This window comes from Enterococcus aquimarinus, from assembly GCF_001885765.1.
In the GTDB taxonomy this organism is placed as follows: Bacteria; Bacillota; Bacilli; order Lactobacillales; family Enterococcaceae; genus Enterococcus_I; species Enterococcus_I aquimarinus.
On the sequence record NZ_JXKD01000003.1, the window covers coordinates 148,535 to 172,396 of the forward strand.

A 23,862-nucleotide genomic window follows, 5' to 3' on the forward strand; every position below is an offset into this window, starting at 1 on the left:
CTAACATTTCTTCCTAATTAAGTATAACATGAAGCATCCTCAGACGAAAAAAAGAGCCTAAAATCACAGGGATTTTAAGACTCTTACACTGAACTTTTACAAGTAAGGGGCAATCATTGCTTCTAATTGCTCTTTATTTTGAACACCGATTGCTTTTTCAACGACTTCGCCGTCTTTTTTCAAAATTAATGTCGGAATACTCATCACACCAAATTCAGCTGGCGTTGCTGGGTTTGCATCCACATCCATTTTCGTGATTTTGAAGTCTTCTTCATCATATTTTTCACTTAATTGATCAAGAATAGGTGCTTGCATGCGGCAAGGACCACACCACGCTGCCCAAAAATCAATTAATACTAAGCCTTTATCGGTTTCTTGTGCAAAGGTTGCATCTGTAATTTCTTTTGTCATTTCATAACCTCCATTTTATGTTGAAAGTATAGCACCAAATTTCTTTTTTGCCTACAATCATGCTTGCTTTTATTTATTTAAACGTCACAATCGTCGCACCGTTGCCCCCTTGATTCGCCGGAGCAAATGCAAAACTCTTCACGTTGCGATGATTTTTTAAGTATTCGACAATTCCTTGGCGCAATACGCCTGTGCCTTTTCCATGGACAATCGTCACTTGTGGATAATTGGCTAACAGGGCACTATCGATATATTGATCAACCTCTGCTAAGGCCTCTTCATAACGTTTGCCTCTTAAATCTAGTTGCGCATCGACATGTGCTTCTTGACTGGAGCGAACGGTTGCAACGACTCTATGACTTGTTTCTTTCGCCGGCGCAAGCGGTTCAATCTCTTCTTCTGAAATCGTCATTTTTAAAATACCAAGTTGCACTTGCCATTGATTATCTCCTACTTTTTTTAACAACTCGCCGCGTTGACCAAAGGATGTGACCATCACGTCATCGCCGACTTTTAGCTTTTTAGCTGCTTTCGCCTTTTGGAGCACTTTATTTTTTTGCAAATGATCTTCAGGATGACTTAAGTTCGCTAATTTTTGTTTGGCATCAATTAGCTGATGCTCTTTCACTTTCGACTGGCTTCCGAGTAATTGCATATGCCGAATATCCGCAATAATTTTTTCGGCTTCTTCTTTTGCGGCTTCAATCATCGCATTGGCCTCTTTTCGACCTTTGGCTAATTCTTTTTCCCGTTCTTCATAAAACTCACGGTGAGCGATTTTTAAATCAGCTTGGATTTTTTCGGCTTCTTCTAATGATTGACGCAGCTCTAAATACTCTGTTTCGGCCATCTTACGACGATTCTCCAAATCAGCAATCATCTCATTTAAGTCTTGACTCTCACCGTCAATAATTTGTTTCGCCGATTCAATAATAAAAGGGCTCAAACCTAAGCGACTCGAAATTTCAAACGCATTACTTCGACCGGGCACCCCAATTAATAAGCGATACGTTGGACTTAACGTGTCGACATCAAATTCCATCGAGGCATTAATGGTCCCGGGGCGATTGTACCCATAGACTTTTAATTCAGGATAATGTGTCGTCGCCATGACATACGTTGAGCGCGCACCCATTTCATCTAAAATCGCAATCGCTAATGCCGCCCCTTCTTGAGGATCAGTTCCTGCCCCTAACTCATCAAAAAGGACTAAACTATTCTCATCAGCTTTACTTAAAATATTCACAATATTTGTCATATGAGAAGAGAACGTCGATAAATTTTGTTCAATCGATTGTTCATCCCCAATATCCGCAAACACTTCCTTGAAAATCCCCATTTGACTCTCTTGGGCGACTGGTAACGGCAATCCTGATTGCCCCATTAGCTGCAACAAGCCTAATGTCTTTAACGTAATGGTTTTCCCCCCAGTATTTGGTCCGGTAATCACGATCGCTTGGTAGTCTTTGCCGATGACAATGTCGTTGGCAACTACTTTTTCCATTGCAATCAGGGGATGACGTGCTTGTTTAAAGACCACGTAGTTTTGAGCGTTAATTGCTGGAACAATACCCTTAATCGCTTTGGCAAATCGGGCTTTCGCATTCATGAAATCAAATTTCCCGATAACAAACGCATTGTGAATAATTTCTTTGCGTGCCGGCACAAGGGCAGCTGAAAGTTCGGATAAAATTCGCGTAATTTCATTTTTTTCGGCAATTTGATGCTGTCTTAGACGATTATTTAATTCGACAATTTGTTTTGGTTCAATAAATAATGTCTGTCCAGAAGCACTCTGATCATGGACGACCCCACCAAACATGCTGCGATACTCATGTTTAACAGGAATCACGTAACGTTCATTCCGCATGGTGACAATTGCATCACTTAAATAGCGCGCCTGATTGCCTCGAATCAAACCATCTAATGTCTCACGGATACTCTGTTCGCTTCGACGAATTTGACTACGAATTTGACGTAACGCATCTGACGCATCATCGGTCACTCGACCATCTTCATCAATCGCTATTTTTAACCGTCGTGTCAGTTCAGGTAAATGCGTTAATTGTTTGGCCCAATCATACAAACGAGCAAATTCAAGCTCCCCTTCGACCAAATCGTCAATAAAACGATTAACTTCACTCGTCGTCGTGAGTACGCGCGTTACTTGTGCAAGTTCATGACCGTTTAAATCCGCCCCAATTTCAATGCGTTTCATATGGGGACGAATGTTTTCAATTTTGGGAATTGGAATGCCTCCACGTAATCGCTGAACTTTTAAAGCATCAAGCGTCTCATCAAGCCACTGACGAATGACCGTTTCATCGGCAACGGGTTCTAACGCCGCTAACTCTTCTTGCCCTTGGGCTGTCACTAAATAAGGCATCATCATCTGTTTGACTTGTTCATATTCTAATGTATTTAAAATGCGTGAATTCAACTCACTCACCTATCTCTCTTTAAAATAAAAGAAGTAGCTACCGCTTAACGAAAACGACCTACTTCTTTCTTATTCTTTTCTTAAATCAAATCAATAATCCACATTTGATTAAAATAATTGGCTAGTATCGGACTCTTCTCGACAATCCACCGTGGGACACTTCCCGCTTTAAACAAGCCTTGAATCGCATCAAGTGGAATCAGCGTTAACAACTTAAAAATCAAGAAAATCCAGACGTAAGCGATGATCACATTTAAAAAACCGGCAATCAATCCGTCAACTTGAGGAATAAAGCGTGTATAACGCAACCCGCTCGCAAAGATGCCCACGAATTTGGTTAGTAAATGTCCAATAAATAAAAAACCCATAAAAGCGACTGCCGCATAATAAGCTTTATCTAAATCAAACGATTGCTCTTGTGTGAACAACGCCATTTTCGTATCTGGTGAAACCGATAAATAAGGAAGGAGTAACGAAATTCTTTCGCCCCATGGTAAAAAGAGCTTTTGAGCGACTAAAAAAGACAGAAAGAATCCTCCGGAATAAACAAGTTGCAAAGCCACTCCTCTGCGGCTACCGCCGTAAAATGCTGCTAACAAAATTAGTAAGACGACTAGTCCTATCATTGCTCAGCTCCTTTTCTGCTAACGTTTCGCTGTTTTATTTTGAATTGTACGTTTTCGTTCTTCATTCAATATTTGTTGTGCTTCCATATGATTGCGAATTTCAACATCGCCACGACCAGTCCGTTCTAAGACTTCTTTGGCCTCAATTTCAATCGCTTCAATGCGCTTTAGACGATTTTCTAATTCGATTGATTTTAGTGCCTGTTCTTTTAAGCCAATCATTTTTTCTCTGATCGTTAACAGCTCTTCTTGCTTTTTCAATTGATCGGAAATCGCGTTCACTGCAAGTAAGATTGCTGCTTCTTCTTGACTTGTTTGAGGCGCCATTTGTCGAATTTCTTGTAATTGTTCATTCACCAGTCTCGTTACCCGATCCATATGTTGGCTCGTTTCTTGCCCAATAATCGTATACGATTGATTCGCAATGACTGCTTTGTATCTTATTTTTGCTTTGGCCATCGAGCTTATCCTCCTAAAAAAACTACTCCTAAACATTATAAAAGAAATTTTCCTTTTTTGCTACGTGCTTTAGCTTTTTCTTTGATTATTCTTCATTTTTGTATGGTAAACTATAAAAAAATAAAGAAAGAGGTTGTCTATGAGTCACGTTGTTATTCAATTACCCAAAAATCAGCTGGCCACCGTCCAAGCTTACTATCATAAAAATCAAATAAACAAATCAGTGCCCTACACCCAGTTTATTGCTAAAAAGAATGGGACAACGATTACCGCCTATACTTCCGGCAAAATTTTATTTCAAGGAGGTCAAGCCGAACAAGAAGCCCAACGTTGGCAAAACTTGGCTATCACTCCTGAAGAAAAAAAAGTAAAAGCGGCTACGATTCTACCAAAAAACATCGCGGAGAAAAGTTTTATTGGCAGTGATGAAGTCGGTAACGGGAGCTACTTTGGTCCGTTAATCGTTTGTGCGGTGTATGCTGCAAAAGAACACTTACCTAAGCTAAAACAGCTAGGGGTAAAAGATTCAAAAATGCTAACCGATCATGATATTACGGCTTTAGCACCCAAAATTAAAGAGATTGTGCCCTTTAAACTCTTGGAAGTGACACCTCAAAAATACAATGCCATCCAGCCAAAATATAATGCGGTCCATATGAAAGTCGCACTGCATAATCAAGCGATTCAACTACTGCTCGAGCAGATCCAACCCGAGCAACCCGAAGGAATCTTAATTGATCAATTTACACCAGAAAACAATTATCGCAAATATTTAAAAGGTGAGAAGAACCCCATTACTGAGAACCTTTATTTCATCACAAAAGGGGAACAATATCATTTAGCTGTAGCCGCCGCGTCTATTTTATGTCGCGCAAAATTTTTAGAAAGTTTAAGAGTCGGTTCGTCCGAATTAGGCATCGTGTTACCTTCTGGCGCCGGGACACGTTCAGATCAAGTGGCAGCCACTATTTTAAAACGTGGGGGCCTTCCCTTACTCGAGCAATACGCGAAACTCCACTTTGCCAATACTCAAAAAGCGCTGAAGTTAGCGAGGATGAGCGAATGAAAAAGATAGCCATTATTGGGGGTGGCATCGTTGGTTTGACACTCGCAAATTATTTAGATACAACACAATTTGCCATCACTCTTTATGACGATGAAATCGGGCAAGCCACTCGTGCCAGTGCCGGTATCATTTCTCCTTGGGTTTCGAAGCGTCGAAATAAAAAATGGTATCAACTAGCAAAAGACGGTGCTGCTTTCTTCCCAAAATTAGTCAGCGATTTTCAGTTAGATGAGTCCATTTATACACGATGTGGAACGCTCATTTTACGCCAAGAAACGCAATTAGAAGCTCTTTACGATTTTGCCCAAACACGAAAAGAAGAAGCCCCTGAGATGGGCAACATTACCTTACTTTCAAAAGAAGAAACGAGCCTCGAACTCCCACTCTTAAAAGAGACGCCAGCTTTAAAAATAAGTGGTGGTGGACGACTAGATGGGAAAGCTTATTTGGCGCGCTTGCAGCAATTGGCGATTGATAAAGGCTTGTCCATCGTAAAAGAGCGGGCAACTTTAACTAAAAAAGGAAGCGATTGGGTCGTTACGACAGCTACACATAGCGATACATTTGATTTAGCAATCATTACCGCTGGCCCATCCTTAAAACCAATCTTGGGGCCTCTTGGTTATCACGTTGATATTCGTCCCCAAAAAGGACAACTTTTGGAATTTCAAACACCTTTTCTTGAAAGTGAGCAGTGGCCTGTTGTCATGCTCGATGGTGAAGCTGACTTGATTCCTTTTCAACAAGGAAAAATTTTAATTGGTGCGACACATGAAAACGAGGCCTTGTGGGACCTCAGGCCTACAAAAGAAGCCTTTGAACAATTGTGGCACCACAGTCAGTCCTTTTTAAAAAAAACGGAGGAATTCCTCACTTCTCCCTATCAATACCGCATTGGAACAAGAGCTTATACTTCTGACTTTGCACCCTTTTTCGGGTCACCTTCGGAAGATGATACGCTCTTTGTCGCTAGTGGGTTAGGTTCTTCTGGTTTAACCGTTGGACCTTTCATTGGTTACCTACTGGCTCAACGTTTAAATACGAATGCTTGGTCCGTCGAGGCTTATCAAAAACCAATTAGCAATTATCTGAAAAAAGTAGAATAAGCAAAAAGAAGCTGCCTCCATTATTTTAGCGAGGCAGTTTCTTTTTTAGGTAATTTAATAGATATCATCAATTGGAAAGTCGATTTCTTCTTCCTCATCATCTTCCCCTTCCGCCTCATGGTACTCAATACTATAGGCGACTTCTTCTGAAAGAGGGGCGAAATCGTTTAATTGTGTTAACCCATTTTTTTCTAAAAAATCCAAGGTAAATAAATCTGGCGGAAACATTTCAAGCACTTCAACCTTGCAATACTGCGATTGTTGGTTAAGGTAACTGTTGTCGTAGTATTTCCTTTCGATTGCAGGCAAGATTGCTTGATTGATTGCCGTGACTCGTAGTTGATACATCAGTGCATCAAATGGGGCTTTCAGATAGACATAGATTTCATCGTCCGCCGTGACATTTTCTTGCATTGGCAAAGAAAATATCGGCAGCTGACGCAATGCTTTTACTAAATCAATTTTTTCGACTTCACAAACCATGAACCATTTAGACATCGACCAGACACCCTTTCTCGTCTCTTGTGCTTTCATCCATTTTACCACACAACTCGCAACCGAGAAAACGTTAACACTAATCCTACACAATCAAAATCGTCATTCATGTCAAGAGGACAAAAAAAGTGTTAGGCAAAATATCCATGCCTGACACTCTTTTTTTTCAGTCATTCATTTTAGAATAATGGAACGACTGCTCCTTTGTAAGTATCGTTGATAAAATCACGAACTTTATCTGTTTTTAACACTTCGATTAAAGCTTTCACTTTATCAGCCTCGACATCTTCTTTGCGTACGACTAAGACGTTCCCATAAATTTCGGCTGCTTCTGAATCGATTGCTTCTGATGCTAAAGCGTCATTTTGGACGTCAAAACCTGCTTCTAACGCATAGTTCGCATTGACAACGGCAAAGTCAACGTCTTGAACGGAACGGGCTACTTGTTCTGCTGCTAATTCTACAATTTCAAGATCTTTTTCATTTTTTGTAATATCACTCACAGTTGCAGTAATGCCTGAGCCCTCTTTTAATTCAATCAAGCCGTTTGCTTCAAGTAAAAGCAATGCCCGACCACCATTCGTGGCATCGTTTGGAATTGAAATTTGCGCACCCTCTTTAATGTCTGCTAAATCTTTCGTTTTACCTGCATAAATCCCTAGTGGCTCAAAATGAATTTTAGCAACAGGCGTAATTTCTGAACCTGTTTCTTCTTTATAACTATCTAAATAAGGTGTATGTTGGAAGAAATTCGCATCGACATCCCCTGCATCTAACGCTGGATTATATAGTGGATAGTCATCTAAAATGGTAACCTCTAGCTCGAAACCTTTTTCTTTTAAGTCCTCTTTCACTTGCTCTAATATTTCTGCGTGTGGTGTAGATGTCGCTGCAATATTAATGACTTCTAATCCTTCAGCACTTGAGCCCTCTGCATCCGTCGCTTCATTGCCACAAGCGGCTAAACCAACAAGTGCTGCACCAAGTAAACCAAATTGAATGACTTTATTCCATTTTTTCATATCCATTTTCCCCTTTTTTTTCGAATTTTTCTTAAATATCATTCCGATAAAACAAAAAAAGTCCTTTTACGAGTTTAGAGACTCGTAAAAGGACGAATGATCGCGGTACCACCTTTTTTTGGAAGTTCACACTTCCCTTTACCCTACATGCTTAACTTAGCAAATAAGTGTTCAAGATAACGATTGAACCTTTCGAAACCGCCTACTTATCGACGATTTATCCTTCAAGACCATCTTCATTCTTTCTTGTATCGTTCTTTTCACCAACCAGAACGTCTCTACAACACGCGAAAAAATTACTCTTCTTTGCAACGGATGAATATTTAAGTTATCTGTACTTTACATGAGAACTTTCTCATTGTCAATAAATAAAATCAAATTTAATCTGACCGGAGCAAAAGTTTATCTAAATCGGAACGAACTTCTCGACGAAAAGCGTTAAATCAGCTACTTAAATAAAGGAACGTTCACTACATAAAAACAGTACACTCTTCTATTTTCTTCATCAATCTCTGGTTAGCACAACATCAATTGAAAATTCGTCATACCGATGAACAGAAATAGAATACTCAAAGGCTGCCCCTGTATCGAGATAACCAATTTGTTCAGCAACCGCTACAGGATCGCCCTCTTCCAAGTTTAGATAGCCAGCCTCAAAAGTGATCACAAGAATCAAAAGAAAAAACAGTTGAAAACTTCGTAAAACACCTAAATATTCAGTAGATGGCATTCAAAATGGCATTCAGTTTAGAAAATAAAAAAGCTGAACCCAATGATATCAAAGGTTCAGCTCACTATTAAGTCTATTCTTCTTCTTCGGTCATGAACGTGTTGAAGACTTCTTCAATCATATCCCATTCTTTGTCTGTTTCGATTTGTTCTAAACTACCTTCTGTGCCGTCTTCGTTTTCAACGAAAGCGTAGGCTTGTAGTTCTACTTCTTCATCTTCTGGAATACCAGCTGGGTATAATAGGACATAGTTACGTCCGAATTCTTCTTGGCCATCTACGGTTAAAAGAATTTCGTATAACGTTTCGTTTCCATCTTCGTCAACTAATGTAATATGTTCGTGTCCTTCGTGATCATGTGTATGTTCTGTCATTTCTTTGTCCTCTTTTCTTTTATTTAGCATTCATTTTAGATGAATTTGTTACCAGAAGCATCTAAATAATTTTGTAAAATCATTACTGCTGCGACTTTATCAATCACTTTTTTGCGTTTAGCGCGGGAAACGTTCCCTTGTTCAACAAGCATGCGTTCTGCTTGGACAGTCGTTAATCGCTCATCTTGATACACAACATTAATGTGGTAAAGTTCCTCTAATTTCTTCCCGTAATCAAGGGACGCTTGTGCCCGAGGACCAATCGAATTGTTCATATTTTTTGGCAAGCCAATACAAACGGTTGTGACTTCGTACTCATCAATCAATTGCTTCACGCGCTTATAGCCAAATTGACCTGCAGCTTCATTGATTTTAATGATTTCAATCCCTTGTGCCGTCCACCCCATCGGATCACTAATCGCAACGCCAACGGTTTTAGAGCCTACATCTAAGCCCATAATTCTCATGTTAAATGAACCCCATGGTCTTTTAAGTAATAACGAATTAAGACTTCTAAAATTTCGTCACGCTCATGACGGCGAATTAAATTGCGAGCTTCACGATAACGGGGAATATACGCTGGATCGCCAGAAAGTAAATAACCGACGATTTGATTAATTGGATTATAGCCTTTTTCTTCCAATGCGCGATAAACAATCGCTAATGTCTCACTTACTTCTTTTTTGCGACTATCATCAAAGTCAAAACGAACTGTTTCATCGGTAAATCCCATAAAGCAACACCTCTTTCTCCAAATAAACTCGTTCTTCTTCTATCTATTGTACTAAACCTTTAGGAAAACTACAAACATAATTAATTGATTTTCATAATCAGTATAACAACTGTTTGTGAGGAAAATGTGAATTTTTTTGATAAAAAACATTTCAATTGACAAACTTGTCTTTCCTGAGTAATGTTCAGGAAAAGGAGTGTTTTTTATGAAGAATCTATCCCTTGCGGATACACTGGCCATCATTGAGGAGGGTTCGTTGGTGTTACTCTATCTTTCCATGCCGAACTGTTCCGTTTGTCACGCGGTTCAACCTCGTATCAAGCAGATGTTTGAAGACACTGACTTACCCATGTTGGCGCTTGATGCTTTTGAAGTGCCCGAAGTAGCAGGAACGTTTCAAGTGATGACAGCCCCGGCGATTCTTGTTTTTTATCAAGGAAAAGAAGTTCATCGCCAAGCGCGCTTTATTGATTTTGATCGTCTTCAAATGATTATTCAAAATTACCAAGCGATTACGGAACCGACTAATTATACCGATCTCTTTACAAATTAAAAAACTTCCATGCTTTGAAAACAAAAGCATCGGAAGTTTTTTCGTTTTATTCGGATGGCGCGATTCCACCAGAGTGTAGAAAATAAATGAGTGTTTGAAGTTCTGTTGTCAGATCGACGTTTTGAACAAGCACGTCAGTTGGTGCGGTGATACGCGCTGGGGTGAAGTTCAAAATCCCTTTAATCCCTGATGTCACTAAATCATTCACAACATCTTGGGAATGTTCAGCTGGAACCGTTAAAATCGCAATGTCGATTTGTTGAATGCCAATTTGTTCTTTCATATCACTCATCGGATAAACAGGAATGCCATCGACAATCCGTCCCACGATTTCAGGATTCACATCAAATGCGGCACTGACACGTATACTATTGCTTTGATGAAATTTATATTTCAATAAGGCACTCCCTAAGTTCCCCACTCCAATTAAAGCAACGTTTGTCATTTGATCATCATTTAACGTTTTAGAGAAAAAGAGCATTAAATCATTCACATCATACCCATAACCGCGTTTGCCTAGTTCACCAAAGTATGAAAAATCACGGCGGATTGTGGCACTGTCGACTTGGACTGCTTCACTTAATTCGGTTGAAGACACTTTCTTCTTACCCGCATCATTTAAGATACGTAAATAACGATAATACAAAGGCAGACGTTTCGCTGTTGCCTTTGGAATTTGATTTTCTTTCAATTAAAAGACCTCCATTTGTGAAAAGTTCACTATTTCAACTACCATCATATCAAATTTGTCTGTCAAAAGGCAATTGCCATGCTCAAAATTTGTGATTTTTTTCAAATTTTTTTTTCACAGTCGCGACACATGAAAATATATGATAAACTAGCTTAAAATCACATGATTGATGGAAATGGAAACGAGGGTTATTTTATGATTTTATTACAAGGAAACCAGATTGCTCGTTTATTTGGAGCAGAGGTTTTATTTGAAAATATTCAATTTGAAATTCATTCACACGCTAGAATTGGTTTAGTAGGTCGCAATGGTGTTGGTAAGTCGACACTACTCAAAATAATCGCAGGTTTGGAAGCGCCGGATCAAGGTGTCATTACGAAAACAAAGTCATTAACAATGGGGTACCTTGCACAAAATACAGGTATTGCGTCGCACGCAACCGTGTGGGATGAAATGCTCGATGCTTTTCAAGAAGTGCGACAAATGGAAAGTCGGATGCGCGAAGTCGAACAGTTAATTAGTACAACGGATTTGGAGACACCAGCAGGGCAACGGCTCTTAAAAGAGTATGATCATCTCCAACATCTTTTTGCTGAGAGCAGCGGTTATAGTTATGAAAATGAGATTCGATCGGTTCTTCACGGTTTTAAATTCGATGCTCAGTTCTACGATCAAACAGTCGACTCGCTCTCAGGAGGACAACAAACACGTCTCGCATTGGCCAAAATGTTATTACAACAACCCGATTTACTTATTTTAGATGAGCCGACCAACCACTTAGACATCGAGACGTTGGATTGGTTAGAAAAATATTTACAAAATTACAAAGGTGCACTATTAATTGTTTCCCATGACCGTTATTTCTTAGATGAAGTTGTCAAAGAAATTTACGAGATTAGTCGCTCTAAGATGACACATTATAAAGGAAACTATAGTCGCTTCCTCGTATTGAAGGAAGAACAACTCGCCCTCGACTGGAAAGCGTATGAAAAACAACAGTCTGAAATCCACAAACTAGAAGATTTTGTGGCACGTAATCTTGTCCGTGCTTCAACGACAAAAAGAGCGCAAAGTCGACGAAAGCAATTAGAAAAAATCAATCGGTTAGACCGCCCAAATGGGGATGAGAAATCCGCGAATATTTTATTTGATATTGATACCCCTTCTGGCAATGTCGTCCTACAAGTTCAAGATGCGGCCATTGGTTATGAAAAAGAACAAATCTTAGCCAACAATATTCAACTAGATATCCGTAAAAAAGATGCGATTGCGTTGGTCGGACCAAACGGGATTGGTAAGTCGACACTGTTAAAATCAATTTTAAAACAACTTCCCCTTCTTGCAGGTGAGATTCATTATGGCACGAATGTTACGATTGGTTATTACGATCAAGGGCAACAACAATTACATTTACAAAAGTCCATTTTAAAAGAACTTTGGGATGACCATCCGACCACACCTGAGGTTAAAATTCGCTCGGTGTTAGGGAGTTTCCTTTTTTCTGGAGAGGATGTTGACAAAACAATCGGTTTACTTAGTGGTGGCGAAAAAGCACGGGTTGCTTTGGCCAAACTAGCTATGAATCACGAAAACTTTTTAATTTTGGATGAGCCGACCAATCACTTGGATATCGATAGTAAAGAAGTGTTAGAAAATGCGCTAATCGACTACGAAGGAACGATTTTATTTGTTTCCCATGACCGTTATTTTATCAACCGTATTGCGACAAAAGTCATTGAGCTTTCAGCAGATGGTAGCCGTTTATATCTTGGTGATTACGATTACTATTTAGAAAAAAAACAAGAAGAAGCAGAAATCGCTGCACTAACAGCGGCTCCAGAAGTCGTAGAGACGACGATTTCTAAAGGAAAACAAACCTTTCAACAAAGTAAGGAAGAACAAAAAAAGATTCGTCAGCTGAAACGAAAAGTCACCACTATTGAAGAAGAATTAGTAGTAATTGAAACAGAAATCAGCCATTTAGAAGAACAAATGACCCAGTCCACTGTCTTAAATGATCATTTGAAATTGCTCGAAATCCAAAAAACAATGGAAGAAAAACAACAAGCACAAGAACAATTACTATTAGAATGGGAAGAAATCAGTCTTGAACTAGAGTCCTTCGAGTAATTTCTACTTGTTCAAACGATTCAAAAAAGCATCCACTTTTCGGCTATCGCTGCAAAATGGGATGCTTTTTTACTTCTTAAGTTTTTTCAATAAATTTTCTGAATCTTCTTGCAGTCATTGTAATTTCGCTTCTTTTCCTCTATACTTTTTAGTAAGCTAAAAATATTGGAGTGGGTATAAATGAAAATTGGAATTTTAAAAGAAATTAAAAACAATGAAAACCGAGTCGCATTACCTCCTGCCGGCGTTTATGAGCTCGTTCAATCGGGCCATGAAGTCTTTGTTGAAAAAGGTGCCGGTGAAGGCTCCGCAATCTCTGATGAAGCTTATTTAGAAGTTGGTGCCATTATTTTAGATGAAGCCAAAGATGTATGGGCAAGTGAAATGGTTTTAAAAGTAAAAGAACCACTCGAAGAAGAATATCAGTATTTTAGAGAAGGATTGATCTTATTTACCTACTTGCATCTTGCTGCGAATAAGAGCGTTACAGAGGCATTAATGGCCGCTAAAGTGACCTCAATTGCGTATGAAGGTGTCCGCTTAGATAATGGGACGCTCCCTTTACTTGCACCCATGAGTGAAATTGCTGGAAGAATGGCTGCCCAAATTGGGGCTCAATTTTTAGAAGGTCCATACGGTGGAAAAGGGATTCTACTCGCTGGCGTACCCGGCGTTCGTAAAGGAAATGTCGTGGTGATTGGTGGGGGCGTTTCCGGAACAAATGCTGCCCAAATCGCGTCTGGATTTGGAGCAAATGTTACTGTCTTAGATATCAATGTCAATCGTCTAAAAGAATTAGAAAATCAATTTAATGGACAGATTAATACGCTTTTATCAAATGCCTTTAATATTGAACAACAACTTTTGACTGCCGACTTAGTGATTGGTGCCGTGCTCGTACCTGGTCGTAAAGCGCCGACTTTAGTTTCGCGTGAAATGGTCAAAAATATGCCTGATAAATCAGTGATTGTCGATATCGCGATTGATCAAGGCGGTATTTTTGAAACGAGTGCTTCTGCCACTACTCACGATCATCCAACTTATGTAGATGAGGGTGTTATTCACTACGCTGTTGCAAATATGCCGGGTGCCGTTGCTCAAACCGCAACCTATGCTTTAAGCAACATGACCTTACCTTACATCAAACAAATTGCAAACGAATCGTTCTTAACAGCAATCCAGGAAAATATTGCCTTGTACCGTGGCGTTAATACGTATCAAGGACACCTAGTGGAATTAGGGATTGCAGATGATTTATCTCTTCCCGGAACACCATTAGAAACACTGATTTAATCTGATTAAAGACCTAAAAAACAAAGAGTGGCGAGAATTCTCGCCACTCTTTGTTTTTTAGGTCTTATGCTTAGTGAAAAACGGTGGTATAACTTTTCACTTTGATGCGCGTTTTAATCATCAATGATTATTAAAAAATGGTAAGTAAATTTAAATAATGATGAAAAAATTAAATAACAAATGTATAATATCATTAAAAATAGATTAAAAAAGGAGTGTTGTCAATGTATCAGACTCACGATTCCAAGTCTCCCCGACCATACAAAAAAAAATATTTCCATCCTTTACCTTCTTTTTTACCTTACTTCGAGAGTGACGGATTTAACCAAATGAATATCCACCACCTCCTAAAAACCTATTCTCCCGCCCCGATTCTCTACCGTGATTGTGATATTTTAGGCTTAATTCCTCTAGAAAGCGACAACTACCGTCACACATTTATTCTTTACCAAAATAATTTCGCTTATGTCAATCGTCCACCCTATCACATTATCTCCCAACTTTTAAAAGAAGAAATTGAAATGGATTTTGAAACATATCGTAAGGCCTTTCAACAACTGTCTAAATCAAAAACTACCGTTATCCCTTTTGCGACGGGTAAATATAGCTTAATTCCCTTAGGTCCTGTTCGGTCAAAAATGACGATATGGATTAATCCAGGTCAACTAGTACGTATGGAACCCCAAAAAATGAAAACGCTTTTATACATGACGAATCATTTTACCATTAAATCGGATCGACTGACTCGAAGTTTAGCCACTCGATTATCAAGGGGTATGTTTTTTCAAGCTGTTTTAAAACGTGAATTAGATGAGCATTCTCGATACTCTCATATGCACTTATTAGATTATTTAGATTTACCTTCGACAACAGTAACCCGTGAAATTATTGGAGACAGTCGTTTCAAGGATATCCCGTTTAACAAAGGTGATTTTCATAAATCTTATGAAAAACTATCTATTAAAAAAGATGATTGACTGTATTAGTCCCTCATCTTTCTTTGTGACTTTCTTTATACAATTGTCGAGGCTTCTTAAGTAGTAATAAGTAGCTGACGAATTATCGATAAGTACGCATCCTAAATTGAAAACAGCTCACTCGCTTGATTTGGATCGGTATCATATATTTCAAACGCTTGCCCCACCGCAAATCCTTGTTCTCTCAAAATACCTTCCATTGTTAAATGAGCAAGTTCTTTCATATTATTTTCTCGACTTAAGTGTCCTAGATAAATACGCTTTGTTTGATCCGTCAATACATCTGCTGCAACAAGTGCCCCATCTTCATTGGAGAGATGTCCGTAATCCCCTAAAATTCGTTGTTTTAAATTCCAGGGGTATGCCCCCATTCGGAGCATTTCTAAATCATGGTTGCTTTCCATTAAGTAAGCATCGGCACCTTTTAGTAATCCTCTTAAATAATCGCTACAGTAGCCCGTATCTGTCAAAATCACAAAGGAGCGATTCGCTTTATGAAAACGATAAAATTGGGGTGCTGCTGCATCATGAGAGACACCAAAACTTTCAATATCGATGTCTCCAAAGGTTAAAACTTTTCCCATTTCAAAATGGCATTTTTGTTCGGTTGGAACAATGCCAATTAAAGGATCCATCGCTTGCCATGTTTTTTCATTGGCATAAATATCTAATTTGTATTTTCTAGCTAATACACCTACCCCGTGAATATGGTCACGATGCTCATGAGTCACAAAAATAGCATCTAATTCTTCTGGTGTTTTTCCAATCTCCTGTAATAATGAGGTGATTTTCTTGCCACTTAGTCCAGCATCCACCAAAATTTTCTTTTTCTCACTTTCGATATATAAACTATTACCAGAACTGCCACTGGCTAAAACACTAATTTGAAATGCTGCTGTTTGATCCACTTATAAAACCTCACTATTTCTACATATTCCACGTTATTGATTTTCAACCGTTTGAACGACTGAATTGGTCACAATTCGATTGGTAAATCCATTCACTAATTCGATACGAGTCTTCCCATCGGTTGTTTCGATTGCGACAAACCATGTTGGTACATAAATAGCTTGTCCCCTTACTTTTAATGTCATCTTATAGGCTAATTGTCGCCACATAATGGTCGAATTGACTGGAATTCGATTATTCACATATAATGTATTAATAATATCACTTTCTGAATAAACGAGCATCGCTTCTCTTAGCGGAGCTAAATCAGATACGTGACTTTGAACATATTTCGTTAATAGCCATTGATCTTCTACTCTTTCTAAAATCATCGTTAACCGCCCAGAAGCGTCATTTAAAGGAATGTCCTCATAAAATTGCCCCGTCACAATTTCAGAGTAATCGTCAGCTATAAATGAAGCATCTGCTAAATACTGATACTCTTTACCAAACAAGAAAAGATCAGTACGTGTCAAAATATCATCAATCGTTTCAGCATTAATTTGGCTTTCATTATCCAATATAACAGGAGTTTCAAGCGTGTGGGCTAAATTCCCCCCAGCAATTGTAGTTTGTTTTTCTAACAATTGAGGCTTATTTAAACGTGTTCGTTCATCAAGTAACGCTTGGTTAAAATCTGTTTGAACACCACTTAAATAATATCCTTGCAATTTATCATTTGAAAATTCCTCTTCATATCGAATATTTTCAGAAGACAATCGTTTTTGAATCGGGATTGTTTCATTTGTTCGATAAGTAATATTTTGCTCAATTTTAGCCTCACGATAAAGATTGAAAAGGAACAAATTGAGACCTAAAAAAGCAAAGAAAAAAATCCATTCAATTCGCTTAAAATCCATTTGGCGCCTCCTCTTCTTCCTCCGCAAGTAACTGGAATAACGCTTCGTAACGATACCACTGATTATCATATTTAATATACCAATTAGGAATCAGGTCGACAACACCTGTATCTTCTAAATTCTTCCATTGATAACCAATTAATAAACTCTCTACTAAGGTCGTATCTAACCCTTTATAATAGAGTGTTTCAATCACTTCTTGACTGGAAGGTAATACCACTGATTCTTCTGATGGAATCGGTATTTGTAAGGAATTCAAATTTGCTTGAATTGTTACACGAACCGCGCTGCTCTCATTTGACTCTTTAAAATCAAAGGCAATTTGAGCTTCGTGATTTTCGCCAAAAATAGGGAATCCTTCTACAAATGTTCGATAATCAATAGCATTATCTAGTTGATCAATGACCCGGGTTGAACCATAACTGGCTCCAATTTTTTTGATTGAATCAAAACTAGTTAGAAAAATATCAAAGGGGCGCGTTGTATTGGCTTGCCCTTGAAATTGAATAATTTCTTGATCTTGCTTAATCGTTAAAGAATTACCACCCTCATACAAATATGTATCAAAAACGGAACTATTACTACGCACACTCTTAGGATTTGAGAAGAAAGCATCGCGGAACATCGTATACGGTTGCGTTGAAGAAATATAACTATATTTTTTTAACTCTAAAGTATCTTTGGTTAAATAGTGATTTTCTAAAAACGTGCGGGTCTTTTCGAGAGGAACCCACTTCACATTGGCGTATTCAATTTCTGAAGAAAAGTTTGATAAGTTATCTTCCAACGTCGCTTCGACCACTGTCAATTCCTGATTATTTAAAAATCGAATCTTCTCTTCTTCAAAGTCGACTTGCACACTCGAAAAAGCTGCCGTCTTTTCTTGATCATCCACAAGCGGAATACTTAAATCAAACAATTCAAGATAGGTATTAAAAGGAAAAGAAAAGGCGTAAAATAGTTCCATTCCCGATGTCATGGTGGTTGCTCGTTGATAATCCGATTGCTTCGAATAAGTCGTGACTTCCCCTTCACTATAAGTTGTCTGGTGTAATTCTTTTTGAATTGCTTTTAATAGTGCTTCATTTTGCGTTTCTTGATTCGTGTCTTCTTTTTGATATCGTAGTTTTAATGGTAAAAAAACTTCTTCTTTTGTCTTTAAAGATGTTTCTTCCGTCCGATTGTTACCTAAACTTTCTTCAAGAGAAGTTTCATGACTAGCAGGACTGACCCAAATCAAATAGGTTAAATAAAAACTCAGACCAATCATCAGAATTAACATTCCATGTAAGATTTTATCTGTGATTCGATTCATTCCCACCACTCCTCTTCGTAAGGTTCATATGGCAAACTGACGTAGAAAGTAGAGCCTTGATTTTCTCGACTTTCGACCCAAATCGATCCGCCATGTGCTTTCAACACTTCTCTTGAAATGGCCAAACCGAGCCCAGTTCCACCTTGTTGTCTTGCTCGCGCTTTATCTACTCGATAGAAGCGATCGAAAATTTTATTCAAATCTTTTCTTGGGATACCCATCCCTTCATCCGTAATACTTAAGATAATATGATTATGCGTCTCGATTAATCGAACGGTAATCGTGCCACCATCAGGAGAATATTTAATAGCATTATTCATAATATTATCAATTACTTGGATTAAGCGATCCGTATCGATTTCTAGCCATAGATCACGTTTCGTAAATTCTCGTTTGATCTGATAATCTTTGTCCTGACTGGTCACCATCATATCAAAACGATCCAAGACGAAATTGACTAAATTATTAAAATTTACCAATTCCATTTGCATTTGTGCATTTCCACTGTCCATTTTCGATAAATTCAGTAAATCGTTAATCATCCGAATCATGCGGTCGGTTTCTTCTAGCGTAACTTGTAAGAAATGGGGTGCGATTTCAGGATCTTTCCACGCGCCATCTTCAAGTGCTTCTAAGTAACTACGCATACTAGTTAATGGTGTTCGTAATTCATGCGAAACATTCGAAACAAAATCTCGACGCTCTTGTTCGGTCTTTTCTTGTTCCGTGACGTCATGCAAGACCGCAACAAGACCAGAAATAAACCCTGACTCCCGGCGAATCATCGAAAAATCCACGCGCAAAATCAAGTCTTGGACATGTGGCACAGGAGACGGCCGTTCGATTAACATTTCTTTCGTGTTTTCTAATAACGAACGCAGACTATATTCCTCGTCAAGTTGAAATAATGTCAAAATCGACTGCCCGATTGCGTCTTCTTGTTTCAAGCTTAATAATGATAGCGCCATTTCGTTAATCGTAATGACCTTCCCTCTTCGATCGGTGGCCACGACGCCATCTGTCATATGGGTTAGAACGCTATCTAAGCGATTTCGTTCGGCTTCCATCGCCTCTTGTGTCTCTTCGATTCGCTCAGCTAATTGGTTAAAACTTTCCGCCAGTTGGCCAAGTTCATCTTTTGCGTTAATTTCAACTTTATGACTATAATCACCGCGTGCAATCCGCAAAGCTTGTTCTTGCATTTCACCAATGGGTTGCGTGATGGAGTGAGCGATTAAGACCGAAACGACAATCGCAATCGCAATGGCTAAAAGCGTTGCCGTCACAAAAATCACCGCGATATTTGAAATTTCTTGATATTGTTTTTCCAAATCACTACGGATATAAAGTGTTCCGACAACGACTTCCCCGGCTGATTGGACTAAGCGAATGTTGATTAAGACACGTTCACCTGTCGTTTCATCGACGGCTGCGAAATTTTTATCTTCGTATTGATCAATATAGGAATCGATACTCTTTTTCCCGATGGAACTTCGATCATTAACATTGGTCGTTGCGCGAATAATTCCTTTTTCATCGACAACCCGCATCTCTAAAATATCAGGCGATTCACTACTATCTAAAATCCGTTGAATTTCATTATTAATGTCTTCTTGATCGCTATCTTGTTGACTTAAATACGTACTAACCGTCCCTGAAATCGTCTCTGCTTGTGTATTCATGGAGGATTTAAAATTATCAATCATTGAACGCTCTAAACCGCGAATAAAATACGCCCCGATTATCTGGATTGAAATAACTAAAATCAAGATAATTGTCAGGGCGATTTTAAAGTTCACTGATTGAAAAAAGCGAACTTTTTTTTTCATTATACTTACTCCTGTTCTGGGTTGCGTAAGTAGTAACCAACCCCACGTCTAGTCACAAGATAGTTTGGATGACTTGGACTATCTTCAATTTTTTCTCTTAATCGACGGACTGTCACATCGACCGTCCGGACATCACCAAAGTAATCATAGCCCCACACCGTTTGTAGCAAGTGTTCACGCGTCATGACTTGTCCAAGATGTTTGGCTAAATAATGAAGCAATTCAAACTCGCGATGTGTGAGTTCAATCGTGCTACCGTGTTTCGTTACCATATAAGCATCCGGGTGAATCACTAAATCGCCAATCTCTAAATCCGTTGTCACAGGAACTTCAGTGCCTTTTCCCACACTAGATCCGCGGCGTAAATTAGCTTTCACACGCGCAATTAATTCCCGATTTGAAAAAGGTTTTGTAACATAATCATCCGCACCTAGTTCGAGTCCTAACACTTTATCAATTTCTGAATCTTTGGCTGTAACCATAATAATTGGCATGTCATACGTTTTGCGAACTTCACGCGCCACTTCTAAGCCGTCTAATTTAGGTAACATCAAGTCTAATAAAATTAAATCTGGTTCAACTTCTTTGACTTTCTCAAGTGCTTCTTCACCATCATAAGCGGTAAACACTTCGTAGCCTTCTTTGGTTAGATTAAACTTCACAATATCAGAAATTGGTTTTTCATCATCTACAACTAGTATTTTTTTCATAAAAATCCCTCATTCTTTGTCAATATATTTTAATTAGGTGACAATCAATCTCTATTATTATACATGATTTTTTTTAATGTTTCATTAAAAGGTCGCTTTCTCTTACTTTCTTAGAAAAAAATAAGAAAAAACAACACAAATAGCCTTCGCTAACTACTTGCCGCAATGAGGCAAAACGAAGGCTGTTGATTGTTGCTTTTAACTAGCGAATGACTTGAATCCCCATTCCTAACAAGCCTGGACCCGTATGGACCACTAAAGCGGGAGAGATCGTACCAAATAAAATTTCTTTGGCATTTGGGAATTTTGCCTCTAATTTCGCTTTTAACTCTAACGCTTCAGGCATTGCATCGCCTTGAGCCACCGCTAAGCGAAAATCTTGATGATTGCCGACAAACTCTTCGACAATTTCGACCAGCTTATCAATGCTGCGTTTGCGTCCTCTTGATTTTGCAACGGTATAATAGACCCCGTCCTCATTACAAGAAATAGTTGGATTTAATTTTAGAGCCGTACCAATCAGCGAAGAAACTAATCCAATTCGTCCACCTTTTTGTAAGTATTCTAAAGTAGCAACATTAAATAAGACTTTATTTTGTTTAGTTTCTTTTTCGAGTTGCGCAATGAGTGGTTGCCATGCTGTGTCGGCCGCAATTAATTCTGCTGCCCGAATGGCTTGCAAACCCGCCCCAATCCCAATACTTTTCGTATCAAGAACATACACGTCGATTTCTGACTCTGCCTCACCTAATAAACGCATCACATTATACGTCCCACTAAGTCCACTAGAGATGGTCACAATTAAGACTTTTTCAAACCCATCAGCTTTAATTTGATCAATCGTTTTTTGAATCGTTTGACCATCTGGCAGCGACGTGCTCGGAATTTCTTCTGAAAAACGTTGATACACTTCTTCCGGCGTAATATCGATTTTATCGGTGTACGTCCGATTCTTATAAATAATTTGTAAGGGCACCATATAAATGCCATACGTGTCAATCACGTCTTGTGGGACATCGGTACCTGAATCCACTAATAAAGCAATTTTTTCTTTATTCATTTTCTATTCCTTCTTTCAAATAACTTGTTTGGAGTGCAATAACTTTTTCTGCCAATAATTTATTGGCGAAAGCCTTTGAGGCACTATAAGCTGCTAAAAATTGAATTTCATCGTTTTCTGATTGATCATTTCTCTTTTTGTGCCCCGTCGCTTGGGCACAAACCTGTTGAATCGCGGCCTCCTGTATTTCACAATAAAGATTGTACGCTTGTCGAATGCCAATCATTTTTCCTTGAAATAATATCCCTTGCTTGACTTCATTAATTGTCAATACTTGCTTTAATAAGGTAATCGCAATCAAAAAGGCAACATGTTTACGCGTATATCTTTTTTTCTTCGGCGGAGGAATCATCCCATTTTTCACATAATTATTCACCATTGAAGCCGTTAATAATGTATGTTTATCTGAATGGATGACTGGCGATAAATAGTGATCGACTAGGGTAATAACTTGATCCATATACAAGTCAAGTTCAGGTAGTTCTTCCCAACGTGGCAAGTGAAATGACCACAACGATTCTCCCCAAGCTGACATCTTATGTTCTAATTCTTCCAATAAAAACCCCTTCTTTTATCATTCATTCGATTTTAATAAACTGATAATCTAGTTTTTAAAACTAGATATATCTTACCATAAATTGCTTCGTTTGAACATCAAAACAACACGATTTTAAATAAACGATTTATGCCACATTTGACTCTTGCCTGACGAAAATCCAGCCAACTTTTCAACTGATTTTTTTTGATTTCTCCAAGTTGTTCTGGAAGATGACCTTTCTTTCGCTGCGTAAGTACGATAAAATAAGAAAATCAAGGAAAGAATTAAAGGAGTGATACTATGCAACGTTCCCATTTCGATGGCGGCCTATTCAGTTACTTTGGCCATTCATTACTAGCGGGACTGATGATTTTATTTTCGGGCGGATTATTGACCCCTTGGGCAATTGTTTTGATGCATCGATGGAAAACCAGACACACGGTTATTGATGGTTATCGCCTGGAGTTTTACGGTACCGGGATTGGGTTGTTTGGGCAATGGATAAAATGGGTACTCTTGACCATTATCACACTTGGAATTTATGGATTCTGGTTACATCTCAAACTGGAACAATGGAAAGTCAAATACACCACTGTTGGGGAAGTCGTCTACGCTACAAAGATTGAAGAGGAACTCGATTTTTAATATTTTACAAGGAGCCACAATAGTAGTCATTTCTGACTAAAAAAAAGACGCTTCTGGTGATTGCCCTTAGAGGCAGTCGCCAGAAGCGTCTGAATGTAAAAAAATGAAGCCGCGAGAATCGTTTTCAAAATGCTTGCGCACCAACAATTCTCCGGCTCCGTGGGTTTGGCACCCATGGGGCGTGAGGGATTCGAACCCGCGACCCATTGATTAAGAGTCAATTGCTCTACCAACTGAGCTAACGCCCCGCTAAACTACTCTAATAGAATAGCACTCTCATTTGAAAAATGCAACGCTTTTTGTGCGTATCGTTTTACCTGATTGTCTAATGATTTTCTTCACAAGTTTATTTTTTTTCGACTAATTTCTCGTCTTTTGGGTGCTTAAAAGGCTCATGAATCATAGGTTCTATGAACAAAAAACTTTTAAAAAACCACAACAATTAGCGTCTCCCTTCTTCACAAACACAATATATAGTGTTTTTCCATTGACTTCCTACTAAATAAAGCTATACTATTATTTATAAGATTTAACAGTCAATGATTTCAAGGAGGAACAAAAATGAATATTAAATTATTTTCAAAAAACAACTGTATGCAATGCAACATGGCAAAGCGTTTCTTAACCGATAACCATATTTCTTTTGAAGAAATTAACTTAGATAACGAACCTACCGCAATCGATTGGTTAAAAGAGCAAGGATTCCAAAGTGTTCCTGTAGTTACGAGTGAAGCGAAAACGATCGTTGGTTTCCGCCCTGATTTATTACGCCAATTAGCTTCTTAAGATAGTCGAGCTGAAAAGTTCTTTTAAAATGTCACTAGATGTTGGATTTGTCTGTCGTAAGACTTC

25 protein-coding genes, 1 tRNA gene, 1 pseudogene and 1 other annotated feature are annotated in these 23,862 nt (G+C 38.6%); of the genes and pseudogenes, 8 read left to right on the forward strand and 19 right to left on the reverse strand.

The window, feature by feature from the left end; translation table 11 throughout:
• Positions 1–96: 96 nt before the first annotated feature.
• The 4 genes from trxA to zapA all read right to left on the reverse strand — a co-directional run bounded on the left by trxA (position 97) and on the right by zapA (position 3,936).
• Complete coding sequence (gene trxA, locus RU93_RS03725; RefSeq protein ID WP_071874264.1) at positions 97–411, reverse strand: thioredoxin; 315 nt, start codon at positions 409–411, stop codon at positions 97–99.
• 73 nt (positions 412–484) lie between these two features.
• Complete coding sequence (locus tag RU93_RS03730; RefSeq protein WP_071874326.1) at positions 485–2,851, reverse strand: endonuclease MutS2; 2,367 nt, start codon at positions 2,849–2,851, stop codon at positions 485–487.
• A gap of 80 nt (positions 2,852–2,931) precedes the next feature.
• On the reverse strand, positions 2,932–3,477 hold the full coding sequence (locus tag RU93_RS03735) for a CvpA family protein (RefSeq protein WP_071874265.1): 546 nt from the start codon (positions 3,475–3,477) through the stop codon (positions 2,932–2,934).
• Between the two features lie 18 nt (positions 3,478–3,495).
• Positions 3,496–3,936, reverse strand: coding sequence for a cell division protein ZapA (gene zapA / locus RU93_RS03740; protein ID WP_071874266.1), 441 nt, complete (start codon positions 3,934–3,936; stop codon positions 3,496–3,498).
• A 139-nt stretch (positions 3,937–4,075) separates the two neighbouring features.
• Here zapA and rnhC point away from each other — a divergent pair, with 139 nt between their 5' ends.
• Positions 4,076–5,002: a ribonuclease HIII gene (rnhC, locus tag RU93_RS03745; RefSeq protein WP_071874267.1), complete on the forward strand. Its 927-nt coding sequence runs from the start codon at positions 4,076–4,078 to the stop codon at positions 5,000–5,002.
• Positions 4,999–6,108 carry an NAD(P)/FAD-dependent oxidoreductase gene (locus RU93_RS03750; RefSeq protein WP_071874268.1) on the forward strand — a complete coding sequence of 370 codons (1,110 nt, stop codon included), beginning with the start codon at positions 4,999–5,001 and terminating at the stop codon, positions 6,106–6,108. Before rnhC ends, RU93_RS03750 begins: the two co-directional genes overlap by 4 nt.
• Positions 6,109–6,162: 54 nt before the next feature.
• On the opposite strand, the gene RU93_RS03755 is transcribed toward RU93_RS03750, so the two are convergent.
• The 6 genes and pseudogenes from RU93_RS03755 to RU93_RS03780 all read right to left on the reverse strand — a co-directional run bounded on the left by RU93_RS03755 (position 6,163) and on the right by RU93_RS03780 (position 9,461).
• Complete coding sequence (locus RU93_RS03755; protein WP_143139412.1) at positions 6,163–6,642, reverse strand: hypothetical protein; 480 nt, start codon at positions 6,640–6,642, stop codon at positions 6,163–6,165.
• A 140-nt stretch (positions 6,643–6,782) separates the two neighbouring features.
• Entirely contained in the window at positions 6,783–7,625 is an 843-nt protein-coding gene (locus RU93_RS03760; protein WP_071874270.1) for a MetQ/NlpA family ABC transporter substrate-binding protein, read from the reverse strand.
• Between the two features lie 85 nt (positions 7,626–7,710).
• Positions 7,711–7,946 (reverse strand) — a binding site (T-box leader).
• A 184-nt stretch (positions 7,947–8,130) separates the two neighbouring features.
• Positions 8,131–8,280, reverse strand: a pseudogene (locus tag RU93_RS03765) (UTRA domain-containing protein); the annotation flags it as partial.
• A gap of 148 nt (positions 8,281–8,428) precedes the next feature.
• Positions 8,429–8,728, reverse strand: a complete 300-nt coding sequence (locus tag RU93_RS03770; protein ID WP_071874271.1) for a DUF1292 domain-containing protein — start codon at positions 8,726–8,728, stop codon at positions 8,429–8,431.
• A 35-nt stretch (positions 8,729–8,763) separates the two neighbouring features.
• Positions 8,764–9,195, reverse strand: coding sequence for a Holliday junction resolvase RuvX (gene ruvX / locus RU93_RS03775; RefSeq protein ID WP_071874272.1), 432 nt, complete (start codon positions 9,193–9,195; stop codon positions 8,764–8,766).
• Entirely contained in the window at positions 9,192–9,461 is a 270-nt protein-coding gene (locus tag RU93_RS03780; RefSeq protein ID WP_071874273.1) for an IreB family regulatory phosphoprotein, read from the reverse strand. Before RU93_RS03780 ends, ruvX begins: the two co-directional genes overlap by 4 nt.
• Before the next feature lie 205 nt (positions 9,462–9,666).
• On the opposite strand from RU93_RS03780, the gene RU93_RS03785 reads away from it, so the two are divergent.
• Positions 9,667–10,014: a thioredoxin family protein gene (locus RU93_RS03785; RefSeq protein ID WP_071874274.1), complete on the forward strand. Its 348-nt coding sequence runs from the start codon at positions 9,667–9,669 to the stop codon at positions 10,012–10,014.
• Between the two features lie 46 nt (positions 10,015–10,060).
• Here RU93_RS03785 and RU93_RS03790 read toward each other — a convergent pair whose 3' ends face one another.
• A complete protein-coding gene (locus tag RU93_RS03790; protein ID WP_071874275.1) occupies positions 10,061–10,705 on the reverse strand; it encodes a redox-sensing transcriptional repressor Rex in 645 nt (214 codons plus the stop codon).
• A 195-nt stretch (positions 10,706–10,900) separates the two neighbouring features.
• On the opposite strand from RU93_RS03790, the gene RU93_RS03795 reads away from it, so the two are divergent.
• The 3 genes from RU93_RS03795 (at position 10,901) to RU93_RS03805 (ending at position 15,105) form a co-directional block, all read left to right on the forward strand.
• Positions 10,901–12,835, forward strand: a complete 1,935-nt coding sequence (locus RU93_RS03795) for an ABC-F family ATP-binding cassette domain-containing protein (protein WP_071874276.1) — start codon at positions 10,901–10,903, stop codon at positions 12,833–12,835.
• Positions 12,836–13,015: 180 nt separating this feature from the next.
• Positions 13,016–14,128 (forward strand): alanine dehydrogenase, encoded by a 1,113-nt coding sequence (gene ald, locus RU93_RS03800; protein WP_071874277.1) that lies wholly within the window; start codon positions 13,016–13,018, stop codon positions 14,126–14,128.
• A 224-nt stretch (positions 14,129–14,352) separates the two neighbouring features.
• Entirely contained in the window at positions 14,353–15,105 is a 753-nt protein-coding gene (locus RU93_RS03805; RefSeq protein ID WP_071874278.1) for a hypothetical protein, read from the forward strand.
• Positions 15,106–15,206: 101 nt separating this feature from the next.
• Here RU93_RS03805 and RU93_RS03810 read toward each other — a convergent pair whose 3' ends face one another.
• From RU93_RS03810 to RU93_RS03840, 7 genes are all read right to left on the reverse strand, one after another.
• Complete coding sequence (locus tag RU93_RS03810) at positions 15,207–16,013, reverse strand: MBL fold metallo-hydrolase (protein ID WP_071874279.1); 807 nt, start codon at positions 16,011–16,013, stop codon at positions 15,207–15,209.
• A gap of 33 nt (positions 16,014–16,046) precedes the next feature.
• On the reverse strand, positions 16,047–16,913 hold the full coding sequence (gene yycI, locus RU93_RS03815; protein WP_071874280.1) for a two-component system regulatory protein YycI: 867 nt from the start codon (positions 16,911–16,913) through the stop codon (positions 16,047–16,049).
• A complete protein-coding gene (locus RU93_RS03820; protein WP_071874281.1) occupies positions 16,903–18,228 on the reverse strand; it encodes a YycH family regulatory protein in 1,326 nt (441 codons plus the stop codon). Before RU93_RS03820 ends, yycI begins: the two co-directional genes overlap by 11 nt.
• Complete coding sequence (gene walK, locus RU93_RS03825; protein WP_071874282.1) at positions 18,225–20,057, reverse strand: cell wall metabolism sensor histidine kinase WalK; 1,833 nt, start codon at positions 20,055–20,057, stop codon at positions 18,225–18,227. Before walK ends, RU93_RS03820 begins: the two co-directional genes overlap by 4 nt.
• A gap of 5 nt (positions 20,058–20,062) precedes the next feature.
• Complete coding sequence (gene yycF, locus RU93_RS03830) at positions 20,063–20,767, reverse strand: response regulator YycF (protein ID WP_071874283.1); 705 nt, start codon at positions 20,765–20,767, stop codon at positions 20,063–20,065.
• Positions 20,768–20,969: 202 nt separating this feature from the next.
• Positions 20,970–21,827, reverse strand: a complete 858-nt coding sequence (locus tag RU93_RS03835; protein WP_071874284.1) for a DegV family protein — start codon at positions 21,825–21,827, stop codon at positions 20,970–20,972.
• A complete protein-coding gene (locus RU93_RS03840; RefSeq protein WP_071874285.1) occupies positions 21,820–22,383 on the reverse strand; it encodes a DUF1836 domain-containing protein in 564 nt (187 codons plus the stop codon). The genes RU93_RS03835 and RU93_RS03840 overlap by 8 nt, the downstream gene beginning before the upstream one ends.
• A 282-nt stretch (positions 22,384–22,665) precedes the next feature.
• Between RU93_RS03840 and RU93_RS03845 the strand changes: the two genes are divergently transcribed.
• Complete coding sequence (locus RU93_RS03845) at positions 22,666–23,010, forward strand: DUF898 family protein (RefSeq protein ID WP_071874286.1); 345 nt, start codon at positions 22,666–22,668, stop codon at positions 23,008–23,010.
• A 175-nt stretch (positions 23,011–23,185) separates the two neighbouring features.
• Here the strand turns inward: RU93_RS03845 and RU93_RS03850 are convergent.
• Positions 23,186–23,258 (reverse strand) — tRNA-Lys (locus RU93_RS03850).
• Positions 23,259–23,571: 313 nt separating this feature from the next.
• On the opposite strand from RU93_RS03850, the gene nrdH reads away from it, so the two are divergent.
• The gene (nrdH, locus tag RU93_RS03855) at positions 23,572–23,796 is read left to right on the forward strand and encodes a glutaredoxin-like protein NrdH (RefSeq protein ID WP_071874287.1); all 225 of its coding nucleotides are present in this window, start codon (positions 23,572–23,574) and stop codon (positions 23,794–23,796) included.
• Positions 23,797–23,862 lie beyond the last annotated feature (66 nt).